Genomic DNA, 18,026 nt, shown 5'->3' on the forward strand with positions numbered 1-18,026 from the left:
GTGCGATAATTATGTTGTTTAAACAAAAATTTCTTTCCTTGAGATATTTTATAATAATAGTCACTGTCATACTTAGTGTTCTTTCTGGTATACAAATATCCAATTATGTAGAGACATATTGCAATGCGTCTCTACAGGATGGGATAAATTTTATTTCTTCCGCAAATGCTGAAGAAACAAAAGAAAAGAAGATAATCTACTGGACATGCGGGATGCATCCTTCCGTCAGGATGGATAAACCAGGAAAATGCCCTATTTGCGCCATGGATTTAGTTCCTGTATACGAAAAAGGTGCAGGTATGGAGGAAGAAGGTGCATTAGCCTCCGTAGAATTAAGTGAACGCGCCCGTAAACTGGCACAGGTTAAAACTGACGTTATCGGATTCCGGTCGTTAACTAAAGATGTTTATACGGTTGGATTGATTGAATACGATGAACGGCTTAAAGCGGTTGTTTCCGCATGGATTCCTGGCAGGATAGACAAACTGTTTATTGATTTCACCGGTACAGAGGTAGTGAAAGGCGAGTCATTGGTATGGATGTATAGTCCTGATCTGGTATCTACACAGAAAGAGTATCTGTTGGCGCTGGAAACCTTTGAAAAAGTAGAGAATAGCCCTTTTAAGGAAGTGGTGGACGGCACAATATCTCTCATAGATGCAACCAAAAAAAGGTTGTTATGGTGGGGTATTAGTGAAAGACAGATTGAAGAACTTGCAAGAAACAGAAAAATAAAACAACATACGATCATCTATGCCCCGATAAGCGGTATTGTCATAGAGAAGAAGATGCTGGAAGGGCAATATGTTATGACGGGCGAGATGATATACACCCTTGCCGATCTTTCCAAGGTTTGGATGATGGCCAACATTTATGAGTATGAAATGGCGTGGATAAAGGTTGGACAGGAGGTGGAAGTCACAACTCCTGCATATCCCGGAGAGGCATTTATCGGAACGGTATCGTTTATAGAACCGTTTCTTGACGATAAGACGCGTTCTGTGAAAATACGGTGTGATATTCCTAACCGTCAGCTCAGACTCAAACCTGCCATGTATGTCAATGCCCGCATACGTATACCTGTTGAAGAACTGGAGGAACGAGACAGAACCTATGTGAGCGGACTGGATTATGTATGTCCCAATCATCCTGAAATTAAATCAAGCAGACCCGGTATATGCCCCGAGGATAATGTCCCATTTATAAAAAAAACCTCGGCGCGGCTTGAAATGACTGCCGAAGGCAAAACAGAGGGAATTGGGGAAACTGAATATGAGTATGTATGCCCGATGAATTGTTATGTGTCTGACAAACCGGGTGATTGCCCGGTATGTGGTATGCATCTCGAAAAAAAGGAAATGCCTGTTGATGAAACGGTGACGTGCATTTGTCCGCAGGAATGGGACCCTGATACTTCCCCAAAGTCTTGTCCTATGTGTGGTATGATGCTTCAGAAGAGTATAACGGTAACTTCGCCCACTGGTGAAAAGATACAAAAGTATGTCTATATGTGCCCTATGGCATGCATGACCTCGGATAAGCCTGGTGAATGTCCCGACTGTAAAAGGCAAATGGGCAGATGGGAAGTTAGGGAAGGTGTGGGAATGAAGGTGAAAAAAACAGAACACAGAAAACGTACCATTTACACCTGCCCCATGCATCCTGAAGTAACATCGGATAAACCTGATAATTGCACCAGGTGCGGAATGCGTCTTGAAAAAATCACACAAATGCTTGCCATTCCTGCCACGGCAGTTTTGGATACGGGTGTACGAAAGATTGTCTATATTGATAAAGGCAACGGTCAATACGTTGGGAAGGAAGTGATTCTTGGGCCAAAAGCGGGCGATTATTATCCTGTGATGGAGGGGCTTGAAGAAGGTGACAGGGTTGTCACATCAGCAAATTTCCTCATCGATTCCCAGAGCCAGCTTACAGGCGGAGCAAGTGCATTGTATGGCGGAGCGATGGAGTTTAAGGAAGAAAAATAGGCAAAAAAATACTTTGAAACCACAGATTTCACAGATCACACAGATAAAACCTGTTCAAGATTAAGAATTGGTAAAATAAAAGGGTGTTGGTAAATATATGGATAGAGATGTAAGAACACATGAAATTATTGGAGCGGCAATGGAGGTTCACAGAATCATAGGACCAGGACGCCTGGAGGCCGTTTATCAGGAATGTTTGGAAATTGAGTTCAAATTAAGAAATGCCCCATTTATTTCTCAACCTCGATTGGAAATATTTTATAAAGAACAAAAGTTGAAAAAATATTATGTTACGGATTTCATTGTTTACAATGAAATTATAGTTGAAAATAAAAGCAGAAAAATCTTTGTCAAAGGTCGATGAAGCACAGTTAATAAATAGCCTTATTACTAGTCGCCATAGCACAGGATTGCTTATAAACTTTGGCGAAGAATCCCTTCATTATAGAAGGTTCAAAAATTGAATTTTATCAAAATGGATGACAGAGGTTTGAATACAAAATAAAATAATCTGAGCAATCAGGTTACTTGTTCTTTTTTTTAATCCGTGCAACCTGTGGTTTCTTATTCCTATGATCAATAAACTTATCGAACTATGTCTTAACAACCGTTTCCTCGTCATATGCTTTTACCTGCTGGTGATATTCGGCGGTCTCTTCGGGGTGAGGCATATCAACATGGACGTTATTCCTGATATCGGGGAAAACCAGTGTATTGTCTTCACCGACTGGCCTGGCCGTAGCCCGCAGGACGTGGAGGATCAGGTTACTTATCCTCTGACCGTTAATCTCCTGGGCGTTCCTGGTGTAAAGGTCATACGCTCACAGTCTGCGTTTGGTTTCTCCATGGTCTATATTATCTTCAAGGAAAATATCGATTTTTACTGGGCACGTTCCAGGGTGCTTGAAAGATTAAACTTTGTACAGGCATTGCTTCCAAAAGATGTTCTCCCAAGACTAGGTCCGGATGCTACCGGACTTGGACAGATTTTTTGGTATACCGTTGAGGGGAAAGGATATGATCTCGGACAATTGCGGTCTATCCAGGATTGGTTTGTCAGATACCAGCTCAATGCCGTTGAAGGCGTCTCGGAGGTTGCTGGTGTGGGCGGTTTTGTCAAACAATATCAGGTGGATGTGGACCCCAATAAATTAATGGCGCACAACCTGACTGTTGGAGATGTGTTTGAGGCTGTTCGAAAAAGCAATATCGATGTGGGTGCCAAGGTGGTGGAAAACAATAATATGGAATTTATTATACGCGGCCTTGGGTTTATTAAAAACGTTACCGATATCGAGAATATTACCGTTGGCAGCAATAACGGCGTGCCTGTCTTTGTAAAAAACGTAGCAACGGTTCAGATTGGAGGCGACTTCAGGCGGGGGGCGCTGGACAAGGAAGGCGCAGAGGTTGCAGGCGGGGTTGTTATTATGCGCCAGGGGGAAAATCCGTTAAAGGTTATAAAGCGAATAAAGGAAAAGATAAAGGAAATCGAACCCGGTTTGCCGCCAGGGGTAAAAATAGTACCTTTCTACGACAGAGAAGGGCTTATATATCGCGTCATTGCCACCCTGAAAGAGGCGCTTATAGAAGAAATAATTATTACCTCTGTCGTTGTAGCCCTCTTTTTATTGCACATTCGAAGTATTATTGTCTGCTGTCTTGGATTCCCTATAGCTATAATCATTTCCTTCCTGGGCATGTATTTTATGGGGATTGATTCAAACATTATGACCATTACCGGTATTGCTATTGCCATTGGCGAGGTGAGTGATATGGCAATTATTGTCACCGAAAATATATACAGGAATCTTATAGAATATGAAGGCAAAAAGAGCAGGTTTCAAATAATACTTGACTCTTCCAAAGAAGTGGGGGCACCAATCCTCTTTGCCGGCCTTACTACTATTTTTATGTTTATGCCTGTGTTTGGGCTTACCGGGCAGGAGGGAAAACTTTTTAAACCCCTCGCATGGACGAAGACGTTTGCAATAGGAGCGTCTGTTGTGTTCGCACTTACTCTGGCGCCGACACTTTGCTTTTTTATGTTAAAAGGCAAACTGAGGCCAATGGAGAGAAATTATACCTCAAGGCTGCTCCTGAGCGGGTATACGCCGATACTTCGTTGGGTATTGGAGCATAAGAGACTATTTCTTACGATTCCCATCGTTGTGATTATTTTATCTGTTTTTGTTGCGAAAAGGATCGGAAGGGAATTTATGCCACCATTGGACGAAGGGTCCATCCTTTTTATGCCGGTTATGCTGCCGAGCGTTGCGCTTACCGATGCGTTCAAGGTGATGCAGAAACAGGATGTTATCATCAAGTCATTTCCGGAGGTGGATATAGTCGTGGGAAAGCTGGGCAGGGCGGAAACCCCTACCGATCCGGCGCCTGCCGAGATGTTTGAGACGATTGTCACCTTAAAACCTGAAGAGGAATGGCGAAAGAAAAAGATAGAGTATGGTTTTCTGCAATATGTGCCTTCCTTCCTGCACCCGGTCTTTCACTTGTTTCTGCCCGATGAGCGGAGGATTACGAAACAGGAGCTTATACAGGAAATGGATGAAGCCATGAGGATACCAGGCGTGGCAAACATATGGACACAACCCATAGTAAACCGCGTTGACATGCTTGCAACCGGTATCCGCACCTCGATTGGCGTTAAGATATTTGGGACAGACCTGAACGTGCTGCAGCAACTGGCACTGGATGTTGAAAAGGCTTTAAGGGATGTTCCGGGGGCGGTTGATCTTTATGCGGAGAGGATTACCGGAAAGCCATATCTTGAATTCATAATAAAGCGGGAGGAGATTGCACGTTATGGCATAAATATTAAGGATGTGCAGGATATTATTGAGACCGCTATAGGGGGAGAAAATATTACAACGACAGTGGAAGGCAGGGAACGCTATCCTGTACGGGTCAGATACGTCCGGGAACTCCGCGATAATTTTGATGCACTGAAAAGGATTTATGTTTCAAGCTCCACAGGCAAACTTATCCCCCTTACACAGGTTGCAGATATCCGTTACGTCATGGGACCTGCCATGATCAGCAGTGAAAACGCCCTTTTAAGGGCGTATGTCCTTATGAACGTACGGGACAGAGACCCCATGAGCTTTGTCGAAGAAGCCTCTAAGGTGGTATCTGAGAAAGTCATGTTGCCGCAGGGTTATTTTATTCAATGGAGCGGACAGTTTGAGAATCAGGTACGGGCAAGAAAGAGATTGCAGATACTTGTCCCGTTGTCTCAGTTTGTTGGCTTTATTATCCTCTTCGTGGCATTCAGATCATTTTCGCAAGTGCTGATTATTTTATTAACCAGTGTACCGACTGCCATTGCAGGCGGCATTCTGCTGCAGTATTTATTCGGATATAATTTTAGCGTGGCCGTTTGGGTAGGTTTTATATCTCTGTTTGGCATCGTCCAGGACGATGGTGTACTTATCACTACATATATAAATGATCTGTTTAAGGATAAAAAAATAAAAAGTATTCAGGAGATAAGGGATACCATTGTTTTGGCAGGGACGAGAAGGATACGCCCGGCCGTAATGACCTCTGCGACAACATTTATTGGCCTGATGCCCATTATATGGTCAACCGGTGCAGGCGCTGAAATTGCAAAACCAATGGCGATCCCTTCCATTGGGGGCATGACAATGGCGATGATTGTGTTTTTTCTGGTGCCATGCCTGAATGCATGGATAAAAGAACGTAAGTTTAAAAAGGAATTGAATAAAGACCCCGGTATTGCAGAAACAGGTATGATTATATAATTTATTAAAGAAGACAACTATCATTTTTTGTTTATGAGAATCCATGTGAAGATTATCGAACTACCAGGTATATGAGGAAATGAGTTATGTCACGAGAATTAACTATTGGTAACGGTTCGCTACAAGTGATGTTTGATGCCGCCTATAAGCTGCGTGACATCTATTTTCCCTATATCGGCAAGGAGAATCATACCGCCGGGCATGTGTTTCGCTTCGGTGTCTTCACTGAGGGGTAATTGAGATGGGTACACGAGCCGGGTTGGGAAAGACTGCTCACCTATGAACCTGACACACTGGTTACTTCCGTGAAACTCATCAATCGGCGGCTTGGGCTTATACTTGACTGCCGCGATGCCGTGGGCTTTCATGAAAACATCTACATGAGGGAGACTACCGTTCATAATCTGGTTAATCGTTCACGGCAGTTTTGCCTGTTTTTCCATCAAGATTTTTACCTTAGATAGAGAAGTGAAGATTCTCAATGACATCGTTCTGGGAGAAACACCGGCCGGGTTGACCGACCGTACTGGAAATTACTGGCATTTGTGGATAACCAAGAGCAAACCAGATTTTGCCAACTTGCCACCTATCAGAGTAAGACGCACTATTTTTGCCCGGTCGTGTGCAAAAATAAGTTCGAACAATCGACGCAAAAGTATACTGATTAAGTAAAACGGCGAGTCACGCTGATGTCGGTAAAATGTGGCGAAAACATTTTGGGTTAATCTTGATAGCTGAAATCGTGTAGAGCAGATTATGGTATTGAATAATAACTTGTTTAAAAAGTACTTATAATGGTATTGGCAGGTGAACAAGGAGAAAGTCTCTATCCGCTAACCAAAGATAGAACAAAACCAGCGGTTGCTTTTGGAGTAGTATTCCTGCCATTTTTAAAGGGGGGATGACAATGATAGCACGGATAGTAACGACTGCTATGTGTGTGACAATCTTGACGGGTTGTGCTAGCCAGACACTTCAAATACCAATATCTACCAACGATCCGGCAAATCCGAACGCACTGGAATCTGCATTTGCTCCACGATCGAATTGGCTCCAGGCCGAGGTACCTGTCACAGCGGAACAACCGCCTACCGAACCAACTTTGCCTACGCATCCACCCACAACCGTACCCACAATGTATACCTGCCCGATGCATGCCGAAGTAGTACAATCAAGCCTGGGCAGATGCCCTAAGTGTGGGATGGGACTGGTCCCGGCAGCACTTTCCAAAACCGAATCGGAGGGAAAACAATGACACAGAGATTGATAGCCATATTTATAACTCTCATGTGTATTGGAGTACTTGCTGGCTGTGCTTCGGTTCCTGAAGAGGCTGGATTTTCTGACGTCCAGAATATCATAGAACAGCGCATTGGTCGCCGGGTACACTGGAGTCAGGGCACATCGGAGGATGCTGCGGTGATCGATGCCGTCCGGTTAATGTTACAACAGGAACTGACCTTAGATGAAGCTGTTCAGATTTCATTACTTAACAACCGGTCATTGCAGGCGACATATGAAGATCTGGGTATTGCTCAGGCCGATCTTGTACAGGCTGGTTTGTTGCGGAACCCTACATTTGGAGCTAGCTTCAGGTTCCCCGATAAGACCGTGGGAGGGCATCGCAGTACCAATACAGAATTTTCAGTGGTTCAGGATTTTCTTGATTTACTTGTGCGTCCTTTACGAAAGAAAGTTGCTGCGGCTCAGTTTGAACAAGCGAAGCTGCGTGTTGGTAATGCCGTTTTGAACCTGGCAGCGGCGGTACGGTCAACTTATTACGCCCTTCAGGCAGATGAGCAAATACTAGAGATGCGCCGAACTGTAGTCCAGGCCACGGAAGCAGCTGTTGACATTGCTACCCGTCAACACGATGCCGGCACTTTAAAGACGTTAGATCTTGCAAATCAACATGGGTTCCATGTTCAGGCGAAATTAGACATGACAAGAACAGATATCCAAATCGTTGTTGACCGTGAGCGTCTGAACCGACTGATGGGGCTTTGGGGAGCAGATACTACGTGGAAACTCCCTGGCAGACTTCCTGAGCTATCAGCAGATGAAATCCCTTTAGAACATCTGGAGTCGCTCGCTGTGTCACAACGCCTGGATTTAGCCGCCGCACGACAGGAGACGCTGGTCATCTCACATGCCTTGTTATTGACGCGGAAATATCGGTATTTTTATGTATTTGACGTTGGTGTAAATACTGAACACGACGTCGCTGACAACGTAAATTTTACAGGACCTAATCTTACGATTGAATTACCGATCTTCGACCAACGTCAGGCTGAGATCGCACGGTTGGAGGCACAATTGAGGCAAAGCCAGCAGCGGCTCTCCTCTCTGGCAATCGATATACGTTCGGAGGTCAGGGATATACGCAATCGGCTTTTGACTGCACGCAACATGGTTGAATACTACCAGGAAGTCATTCTTCCCCTTCGGCAGCGGATCGTGGATGAGTCCCAACTGTATTACAACGGCATGCTTATTGGGGTGTATGAGTTACTCCTGGCGAAGCAAAACCAGATCAACACAGGTCGTGAATACATCGAAACTTTGAGGGACTACTGGATTGCCATGTCTGACCTGGAGCGTGCAGTTGGTGGCCGCTTGTTAGTTACTGAGGAAACTATCCATCCGCCCGCACAACCCGTGGAACAACCAGCTACTCAGCCATCAAAACTCCCTAACCATATTCATCATTAAGGAGATTTATCATGATTACCCGACGGAAAATGATTCTTTCCAGCGCAGCGGCATTGCTAACCGGCGGTATTTCTACGCTGTTAGGTCGCAAGCAGTTGGAAGCTGTAAACACAGTGACCACACCACAACCCACCACTATCATGCCACCCATACATGGCTTGTCCTATACACCGGCTACGACACTCAATGGGAGCACCCTCCCCTGGAAGTGGGACAATGGCGTTAAAGTTTTTCACTTGATCGCTGAACCGGTCAAGCGGGAGTTTGCGCCAGGAATGATCGTCAACTGCTGGGGTTATAACGGTCAGACGCCAGGCCCTACCATCGAAGCGGTGGAAGGTGACCGTGTGCGTATCTTAGTCACCAACAAGCTTGCAGAACATACCACGATCCACTGGCACGGCGTACTCCTGCCCAATGGTATGGATGGCGTCGGGGGATTGAACCAGCCGCAAATCAAACCGGGCGAGACCTATGTCTATGAATTTACGCTCCGTCAGCATGGTACACAGATGTATCACCCGCATGCGGACGAGATGGTGCAGATGGCAATGGGGATGGAAGGTTTTTTCATTATACACCCAAAAGAACCAGAACAGCCCAGGATCGACCGGGACTTCTGTATCTTTCTTCAGGAATGGTTTGTCGAACCCGGCACAAGTACTCCGAATCCAAACATCATGACCGACTTTAACCTCTTCACATTCAACAGTCGTGTGTTCCCTGGCACGGCGCCATTGGTAGTCCGTTTGGGAGACAGGGTGAGAATCAGAGTCGCCAATCTGAGCATGGACTCCCACCCGATCCACCTGCACGGCTATAATTTTAAGATTACCGGTACGGATGGAGGGCGCATTCCAGCCTCGGGTCAATGGCCTGAAACCACGGTTAACGTTCCACCAGGTACTACGCGTGACATACAATTTGTGGCAAATGCTCCGGGGGACTGGGCTTTGCATTGCCACAAGAACCACCACGTTATGAACGCCATGAAGCATGACGTACCAAACATGATCGGTGTAAATCAGAGTGGAGTGGAACGGAAAATACAAAACCTGCTGCCGGATTATATGGCCATGGGTGAGAGCGGCATGTCCGGGATGGCAGTGATGAACATGCCCTTGCCAAAAAATACACTACCCATGATGACAGGAAAAGGGCCGTTTGGACCAGTCGAAATGGGCGGTATGTTTACCGTGTTAAAGGTTCGCGATGACATTACCAGCTACGATGACCCTGGCTGGTATCAACAACAGGAAGGTACTGTAGCCTGGCGGGTAATTGAATAATTACTTACAAATAAGTCCTACTCCAGTAGGTGTGGGTTAGGTTGAATGAAATGAAACCCATAAATAGCAGTATTCACATAGTTTAAATGGTGTAAAATACACTATGTTTGTTTTGAAAACAAAGGCATGTAATTTTGTTGGTAGTTAAGTTTCTTCTTGATATTAATCAACGATTTCCCTAGCATAAGATTCATATATATTAAATATTTAAAATAGAATGAAATATTGAGACGTTAAACGATACAGAAGGTATGAACCTGGAAAATCGTGGCATGGTGTCAGGAAACATTCTATTTTTGGGGTGTATTCCCGATTTTTTGTGATTTCTGCCATGTTTCAATGAAACGTTGCAGTAGTGTCAACCCTGACAGGGTTTCAAACCCTGTCAGGGTTGTTTTGCCCCGACTCCATGAACGCTTACAAACAATCGGGAATGCACCCTATTTTTGTAATAGTTCACCGCAGAGGACGCGGAGAAAACAAATACAATGTGTACCTGCATAATTTTCTGTTTTTATCTCCTTAAAACCTCTGCGATCGCAGCGTTCTCTGCGGTAGACTGAACTGTTATCTGTTTTTTTAAATGCTGAATTTTTAACGGAAAGGGGGAAGTCTGGAGTAAATACGAAGATTCATTTTTTATTTGTTGCGTTTTATATAAAAACAAAGGAGTAGATAGCAATGAAAAACAAAAAGTTGTCAATACCGGTTTTTTTAGTGCGGTGATATTTTCCGCAGTTTTATGGGGCAATAATTATGCGTATTCGGAAGAAGAAACATTTAAACATAGTGTAAAACCACTGGCACAGGAACGTCAGATACCGGAGACCATTGAACTACCGATGTGTCCCTCTTGTAAAAAAGGGCATTTAGGGCCAATGAAAGGGAAAACAGTTGCTCCGATGGGCATGGTGTGCCCTGATTGCAAAAAAGAAGTATCGGAATTTGACGTTCATCATTGTGATGAATGTGACAAAGATGCGTTGGTTTGTGTAATGTGCAAGGCGGAATCCGCAAAGTTGAAAGCAGAAACGAAAGAGGCAAAATGTCCTAAATGTAAAATAGTAAAGTCCAGACATGTCAAAGCCAAAGCATTTTCCAAGTGGGAGATGAAATGCCCTGATTGCAAGAAAAAGACACAGGAATGGACTCTCCAGCATTGTGATGAATGTGATATAGACTTTTTGACCTGCCCTCTTTGTAAAAATGAACAAAAGAAGACAGAAAAATAGAGTAAGGACAATGACATTGGGTGTTATAAGGGGTTTTTTTGAGGAAGTCAAAAACATTTTTACCCAAAATACACGAGAAGATGAAAAATTTACAAAGGTGTTATTGTATTGTCCTTTTAATTTTTTGTAACACTTTAGTTTTTTGTAAAAACTCAATAAAATTAAGGATTTCTGGTTTTATAGAGCAAGGGGGCATTTTAGTGTTAAAACACACCCCTAAGTCTCCTCTTTTTAGAAGGGACTTTTTATCTCCACTCTAAAAAGAGGGGGCTGGGATGTGTTATAAGAAAGTAAACTTTTTAAAAGGTGAAGGATGATGAAAGACCCGGTTTGTGGTATGTCAGCAAAAAAAGAGATCGCATATGAATATAAAGATCAGAAATTTTGTTTTTGCTCGGAGTTATGTAGAGACGAGTTCAAGAAATTTCCTGAACAATATTTAAATCAAAGAGACATATTCATTCCTTTAGGCGAAAAGCAGGAAAGAAAGATTGCATACTTTTCCATGGAAGTTGGTATTGAATCTCATATTCCCACCTATAGCGGGGGATTGGGCGTACTGGCAGGGGATACCATAAGGTCTTGTGCTGATCTGAAAGTGCCTATGGTAGTGGTTACCCTATTATACGAGAAAGGGTATTTCTATCAAAAACTAGATACTCTTGGGAATCAGAAAGAAATGCCTGTTCAATGGTATCCCGAAGATTTCATTACTCCTTTGACGAACAGGGTCAGTGTAAGGATAGAAAACAGGACAGTCTTTATTCGTGCCTTGCAATATGAGGTCATTGGCATAACCGGCCACCGTGTGCCGGTCATATTTTTAGATACAAACCTTGAAGAAAATAGTGAATATGACAGGGGACTGAATGATTATCTGTATGGAGGAGATCTGAAGTACCGGTTTGCTCAGGAAATCATTTTGGGAATAGGTGGTTTGCGGATGTTGCATGATTTAGGCCATTCAAAAATAAGGAAATATCATATGAATGAAGGTCATGCAAGCTTATTAACATTGGAATTATTAAGAATGCGGAGAACAGAGGATGAAACAATATGGAAATTCGATGAGGTAAGGAACCTCTGTGTATTTACCACACACACTCCGGTGCCGGCAGGACACGACCAGTTTTCCTATGATTTGGTAAAGGGTGTTTTAGGGGACTATATGCCTTTTGATATTATGAAGATGCTTGGTGGAGAAGAGAGGTTAAATTTGACATTACTTGCCTTGAACTTAAGTAAATATATCAATGGTGTTGCAAAAAAGCATGGCGAAGTATCTAAATCAATGTTCCCGGGATATTCCATCGATTCTATAACGAATGGAGTACATTCGAATACCTGGACATGTGATAGTTTTAAGGAGTTGTATAGTAAATATATATCAGGGTGGAGAAACGATTCTTTCAGTCTGAGATACGCCTTAAGTATTCCAAAAATCGAAATATGGCAGGCACACATGAAGGCAAAGAAGATACTTATTGATTATATAAATAAAGAAGCAAATGCAGGCTTTCATTACGATGTATTTACCATCGGATTTGCCAGACGTGCAACCCTGTATAAGAGAGCGGATATGATCTTTTCTGATGTAAACAGGCTGAAAACTATTTCGCAGGAGGTTGGTAACATACAATTTGTTTTTGCAGGCAAAGCACACCCGCAGGATTTGCCTGGTAAAGAGTTGATTAAGAGGATTTTTTCAAGCATAAGACAATTGAAGGGGCAGGTAAAAATAATATATTTGGAAAATTATGACATAGATATGGGAAAGATGTTAACCTCAGGGGTAGACCTCTGGTTAAATACCCCGCAGAGACCAAATGAGGCATCCGGTACTTCCGGTATGAAGGCAGCACATAACGGCGTCCCCAGTTTCAGTGTATTGGATGGCTGGTGGGTTGAAGGGCATATTGAGGGGAGAACCGGCTGGTCTCTAGGGAAACAAGCTTCGGATATCAATGATGACGTGAAAACCGAAATAGAGGGAATGTATGAAAAACTGGAGACGGTCATTGTCCCGATGTTTTATAATGATAAAGATAAATGGATTGATATAATGAAGCATTCAATAGCGATTAATGCCTCATTTTTTAATACGCACAGGATGGTTCTGCAGTATGTTTTAAATTCATATTTTTGTTAAGCATAGCAATGGGGTCAGGACGAGACAACTCTGTCAGGGTTAACTTACTGTAATGTTTTATTTAAAACTGGCGTGAGTCAGAAAAAATCAGGAATGCATCCTTAACTTAATGACATTGGTTTGCAACCTGAACCCGCCGGGAACGATAAGTTAACGTTTGGGAATTTCAATATTTTTGTAGTAGAGACGCATTGTATGCGTCTGGAAACTGCTGAACGTAGTGAAAATGTTTACAAAAGAGAACTTACGTAACACTTTTAGTCTTTTGAAAAACGTATTTCCTATAAACACCATAGGAGCAACCTGTTTGTAGCAAGATAGGGTACAATAGCAGATATTGGCACAAAAGATCTGGAAATTGTCATTTGTAGTGCGACGAACCTCGTCGCACTACATTATTGGAATTTTTCAAAAAAATAAAGTGTTACAATAAGGCTAATTGATAGTTTTTCTATATAGTAGCTTATAAAAACCAATACACCCAAACGGGGGCATTCATAAAGGCCGACCCATATGGGCATATTGACAATTTCTTTTGTTTTGTTATATTATATTCCTGTTATCCATTTGGTATCTTTTCATAAATTTTTTTGAGCAATTTTTCATTAAACAGATATTTAAAACAGCCTGATTAAAGAGGGTTTTCTATAGCTGTTTTGTTTCAGAACAAACTATAGCTGTCGACAGCTGGTTTTTTTGATGTTTTTTTCATAGGAGGTGTAAGTCATGATTAATGTGAAAAAATGTATTGGTTATTCGCTTGTTGTTTTGTTGCCGTTATTAGTAAACAATAAAATAATGGCATCAGAAACCGAAAAGGCCTGCTTTTGATATTTAACACTCAAGCTGGATGCATGAGTTACTTTTAATCTTTACGGGTTGTTTACAAAAAAGCTGGAATGCTTCTTGTTGGAAACATATTTTCCATTGCAATTACCTGCCTGCAGGCAGGTGTCCTCAAATAGGAGTTTTGAGGGCGAGTCATGCAGTATTTACGCTGAATAATTACGCTTGTAGTGAAAAACATAATTGTTTAATTTTGCCGGATAGATACTATTACCGGATAGATGCTATTAATTGTTTTATATTTTATAGGGAAAGGAGAAATATTTATGGGACGGGTAACTACGGTAAAGATGGGTTTAGTAAGCTTCTTTGGAATCGTTGGTATGTTGAATTTTGCAATTTCTAATCATACATTCGGAAGTGAGGGACAAATAATAACTCATGAACAGACAGGAAAGCATGAAGGAGTTAATTTACCTGTTAAGACATTCACCAGGGATTTGGAGCATGCAGTAAATAACATTTTAGAGGGCATACTTAAGGATGATTTTAATTATATCAAGCAGGAAGCTGACCATATTTCAGAAAAAAGCAAAAGTATGTTTATAAGTTTTTTTGAAAACAGTAATAGATTTAGGAAGGTGGAAGAAAATCCGGCAAGGGACATACAGAAAAAAGATTTTGCTAATTATGTGGATGAGATAAATAAGCAAGTTGCGTCCTTGAAAAAAGCTGCCGACTCCCAGGACTCAGATCAATTGTTGTCTGCCTTTACAGGATTATTAAAAAACGCCTGTATAAATTGCCATACGAAATATCGCAAATAATCATTAAGCAAAAATAATTAAGTAGTTTTTTATAATAAAAGGCTGGATCAGGAATGCATCCTATCCAGCCTTTTGTCATTTAGAAAATAATCACATCATTTCCGCACTGAAACGTGAATTGCGGTCATATTTTCTATCTTATCACGGTTAGTATTTACCATGCAAAACCGGAAATTTCTCTCCTTACTACGATCAACTTGATTTTCATACCGCATAATAACTCCTTTGAAACTTTACGGTAGTGGTTAAGCCTATTTTTGCAATTCGCACCCGAAAATATTTTACCTTCATACACCCGCACAAAAATATGAATCACTCGATGATAATGATTAGATGGTCGTCATTCTTAAATACCTTTTGTGCCAATTGCGCTACTTCTTCGGGGGTTACTTTTTTTAACTTTTCTGAAAATAATTCATCATCTTCCGGCGGGTTGCCATCAAGTATCTCCATACTCATATAATACGCCTGATTCACCCTGTCCAGCCTGCGCATGCCATGACGTCCCAATATCGCGTTAATAGCTTTTTGCACTTCATCCTTTTCGTATTTTCTCTTGCGTATATCATTAATTTCCTTTTGTATGCCGCTTATGGCACGGTTTATATTCTCAGGACGGGTACCCATGGTAATCCTGTACCATTGCGCATTATTATGTAAGGGGAAACTGACGCCAATACTATAGGCAAGCCCTTGCGTTTCCCTCAGTTGAAAGGCTAAACTTTCGGAGAATACATATTGTAAAACAGCAAGCGCCGGTACTTCGCCTTTTTGTATTTCGTACGTACTGCCCACTGAAATATACGATTGTGTCTTTCCTGTTTTTTCACGGACGATCCTTCCCACCGGTTCATTAAAAACGATATGCTGCACCGGCGCATTCCAGCCCGCATTGCCCCATGTCCCTCCAAAACTGCGCTTTATAAGAAGCAACGCCTCATCCACCGGAATATTTCCGGAAACAGCAAGAATCAAATTTGATGGATTATACAATTTATTGTAAAGGGATTTTGCATCTTCTAAGGATAATTTATCCAGTTGTTCGGGAAAACCAATCTCATTGCCATACCCGATATCCATGGCAAACAAGTTTTTATAAAACACACGTTTTGCCCTAAGCGGTGTATCTGATTCCGCCCTGGCGGCAAGGGGAATCACCTCTTTTTTTGCCTGTTCAAAATGCTCCTGTGTCAGTTGCGGATGGAGTATTGTTTCTGCCAGTAGTTGAATCCCTTTTTCAAAATAAAAATCAACAACTTTTAAACGAATATATGCAAAACGCGGGGAATTATAGTAATCATCAAAATCAATATGAGGGTTATCATACAGTTTGATCTCCGCCCCGATGGATTCGTACTCTTTATACAATGCATCTTCCGGGTAATGAAGCGTCCCGCCCGACAGGAACATCCGCTGCAGTATTTCTGTTAAGCCGTGCTTTCCCTCTCCTTCTGCAATGCAGCGATCCTTTGCCAGCAGATGTATCCCCACAACCCTGCTGTCCCGGTTTTCCTTTATGGCAACAGTCAATCCGTTCGGTAAGATTTCCTGATAGTAACTGCTCTGTGAACGTTTTGTCGTTTCTTTGTTTATAGGAGCGGAAGGCGACATTGTTGTTATAACGGGCAGTTGGTCCTTTAGGTATTTCTGACAGACTTTTTGAATGGATTGCGGGGTAACTTTTATTAGCCCATCCATATATTCACGATAAAACGCATATCCACCCGCAACAAGATAACCGGACTTCATCATTGCATAATAATGCAATTTTTCCTGCAGATATATTTCATTGATTAATCCGGAGGTTAAGAGGGTGTTCAATTCCTCAGTAGATACAGTATTCACCGCCATATCATCTATTGCCTGTAAAATAAGACCAACGACATGATCCGTATCGGAATCAGAAGGAAGTTCTGCCGATATTTGCAGTGTTGAAAATTCACGGTGAAATTCCATGTTGGCGCTTATCGAATAGAGTAAATCGCTATTCTCTTCCTTACGAAACAATACATCCAGCACAGAATTCTCCTTTCCACCAAGAAATTCAGCCAGCATTTGTAATGACTGAAAGTCTTCACCGGTCGGGGGAGGAAGCACATATCCTATAGAGAGATATTGTCTGTCTGCCGGAAAATTACCAATACCATTTGCCTGAATAATGCGTAATTTATTTGGGGGATTGAATTGAATACCCTTTTTCTCCGGCAATCTTCCGGCAGGATATTTTCCGTATTTTTCCTTCACCAGCTCAATCACTTCCGTTGTTATAAAATCGCCAATGACCATCAATATCATATTATTGGGAACATACCATGTTTTGTAATACTCGCGCACCGCGTCATATTTGAGATGTGAAATAGTGGAAACCGTACCGAGTACTGGCCGCTCGTAAGGGGTGTTTGCAAAAAATGTGCGTAAAAAATGATTTTGCGCCTGCTGCGCCGGATTATTTTCCCATTTTCCGATTTCTTCTATAACAATACCCCGTTCTTTTTCAAATTTTTCTTCCGGTAAAATAGAATTAAATAACATGTCTGCCTGAATATCCATGCCTTGAGAAATATATTCTTTCGGCATAAGGATCATAAAATTTGTATAATCGGTGGTTGTGTTTGCATTATTGTATCCTCCGTAAAAAGCCATCTCATCGTAAAGTTGTTTTTGTGTGCGTGATTTTGTCCCGTTAAAAAGAAGATGTTCCAGAAAATGAGCACAGCCGTTGGTTGACGCATCCTCATTACAACTGCCTGTCTTTACAATGGTAAAAGCGGTGATCATGGGGCTGGCATGATTTTCAACCAGTATCACCTCCATACCATTATCAAGGTAAAAGACGAAGGCATTCTGTGTATCATGGAATAATGCGGAAACCCCTTCATTCATACCTTCGGTGTAACCGTTAATACTCCCCATTCCGTAAAACAGTGAGAGAACCGTAATGAGAGAAAGGGCAAATAGCCGTAGCTTTTTAATAAAAAAAACGCAATGCAGATAACGAAAAAATGTATTCCTGTAAACCATAGTATTCTCCTAACATGGACAAGCCAGAAATAAAAACAAGCATGAGATACGAAAGGCGGAACCACAGATTATACAGATTCCACAGATTAAAAAACTAAATATTCGTATTTCACCATTAAATATTTTTACAAAAAGCACGCACTGACGAATGGAAGTGTGCAAAGAAATAACTTTTAAGATATTATCTCACTGTAATCAATCAGCTTAGGTACTGTTTTACAAAAGGCACTTCAGTAT

At 42.0% G+C, this 18,026-nt stretch carries 12 protein-coding genes; 11 read left to right on the top strand and 1 reads right to left on the bottom strand.

What is annotated here, in order from left to right:
• Positions 1-11 precede the first annotated feature (11 nt).
• The 11 genes from M5U24_RS02500 to M5U24_RS02550 all read left to right on the top strand — a co-directional run bounded on the left by M5U24_RS02500 (position 12) and on the right by M5U24_RS02550 (position 14,768).
• The gene (locus M5U24_RS02500) at positions 12-1,991 is read left to right on the top strand and encodes an efflux RND transporter periplasmic adaptor subunit (RefSeq protein ID WP_099323749.1); all 1,980 of its coding nucleotides are present in this window, start codon (positions 12-14) and stop codon (positions 1,989-1,991) included.
• A gap of 97 nt (positions 1,992-2,088) precedes the next feature.
• On the top strand, positions 2,089-2,355 hold the full coding sequence (locus M5U24_RS02505) for a GxxExxY protein (protein ID WP_230405669.1): 267 nt from the start codon (positions 2,089-2,091) through the stop codon (positions 2,353-2,355).
• Positions 2,356-2,563: 208 nt separating this feature from the next.
• A complete protein-coding gene (locus M5U24_RS02510) occupies positions 2,564-5,773 on the top strand; it encodes an efflux RND transporter permease subunit (RefSeq protein ID WP_099323748.1) in 3,210 nt (1,069 codons plus the stop codon).
• 86 nt (positions 5,774-5,859) lie between these two features.
• Entirely contained in the window at positions 5,860-6,009 is a 150-nt protein-coding gene (locus M5U24_RS02515; RefSeq protein ID WP_157775677.1) for a hypothetical protein, read from the top strand.
• Positions 6,010-6,237: a hypothetical protein gene (locus M5U24_RS02520; RefSeq protein WP_157775674.1), complete on the top strand. Its 228-nt coding sequence runs from the start codon at positions 6,010-6,012 to the stop codon at positions 6,235-6,237. It abuts the gene before it with no gap.
• 443 nt (positions 6,238-6,680) lie between these two features.
• Entirely contained in the window at positions 6,681-7,028 is a 348-nt protein-coding gene (locus M5U24_RS02525; protein ID WP_099323746.1) for a heavy metal-binding domain-containing protein, read from the top strand.
• Complete coding sequence (locus M5U24_RS02530) at positions 7,025-8,485, top strand: TolC family protein (protein WP_099323745.1); 1,461 nt, start codon at positions 7,025-7,027, stop codon at positions 8,483-8,485. The genes M5U24_RS02525 and M5U24_RS02530 overlap by 4 nt, the downstream gene beginning before the upstream one ends.
• Before the next feature lie 275 nt (positions 8,486-8,760).
• Positions 8,761-9,774, top strand: a complete 1,014-nt coding sequence (locus M5U24_RS02535; RefSeq protein ID WP_230405807.1) for a copper oxidase — start codon at positions 8,761-8,763, stop codon at positions 9,772-9,774.
• Between the two features lie 722 nt (positions 9,775-10,496).
• Entirely contained in the window at positions 10,497-11,006 is a 510-nt protein-coding gene (locus M5U24_RS02540) for a hypothetical protein (protein ID WP_298201452.1), read from the top strand.
• Positions 11,007-11,319: 313 nt separating this feature from the next.
• The gene (glgP, locus tag M5U24_RS02545; protein WP_164995120.1) at positions 11,320-13,155 is read left to right on the top strand and encodes an alpha-glucan family phosphorylase; all 1,836 of its coding nucleotides are present in this window, start codon (positions 11,320-11,322) and stop codon (positions 13,153-13,155) included.
• Between the two features lie 1,112 nt (positions 13,156-14,267).
• Complete coding sequence (locus M5U24_RS02550) at positions 14,268-14,768, top strand: cytochrome c (RefSeq protein ID WP_157775666.1); 501 nt, start codon at positions 14,268-14,270, stop codon at positions 14,766-14,768.
• A gap of 312 nt (positions 14,769-15,080) precedes the next feature.
• On the opposite strand, the gene M5U24_RS02555 is transcribed toward M5U24_RS02550, so the two are convergent.
• On the bottom strand, positions 15,081-17,789 hold the full coding sequence (locus M5U24_RS02555; protein ID WP_099323739.1) for a pitrilysin family protein: 2,709 nt from the start codon (positions 17,787-17,789) through the stop codon (positions 15,081-15,083).
• Between the last annotated feature and the right edge of the window lie 237 nt (positions 17,790-18,026).

It is taken from the genome of Candidatus Kuenenia sp. (assembly GCF_027493735.1).
Taxonomy (GTDB): Bacteria; Planctomycetota; Brocadiia; order Brocadiales; family Brocadiaceae; genus Kuenenia; species Kuenenia stuttgartiensis_A.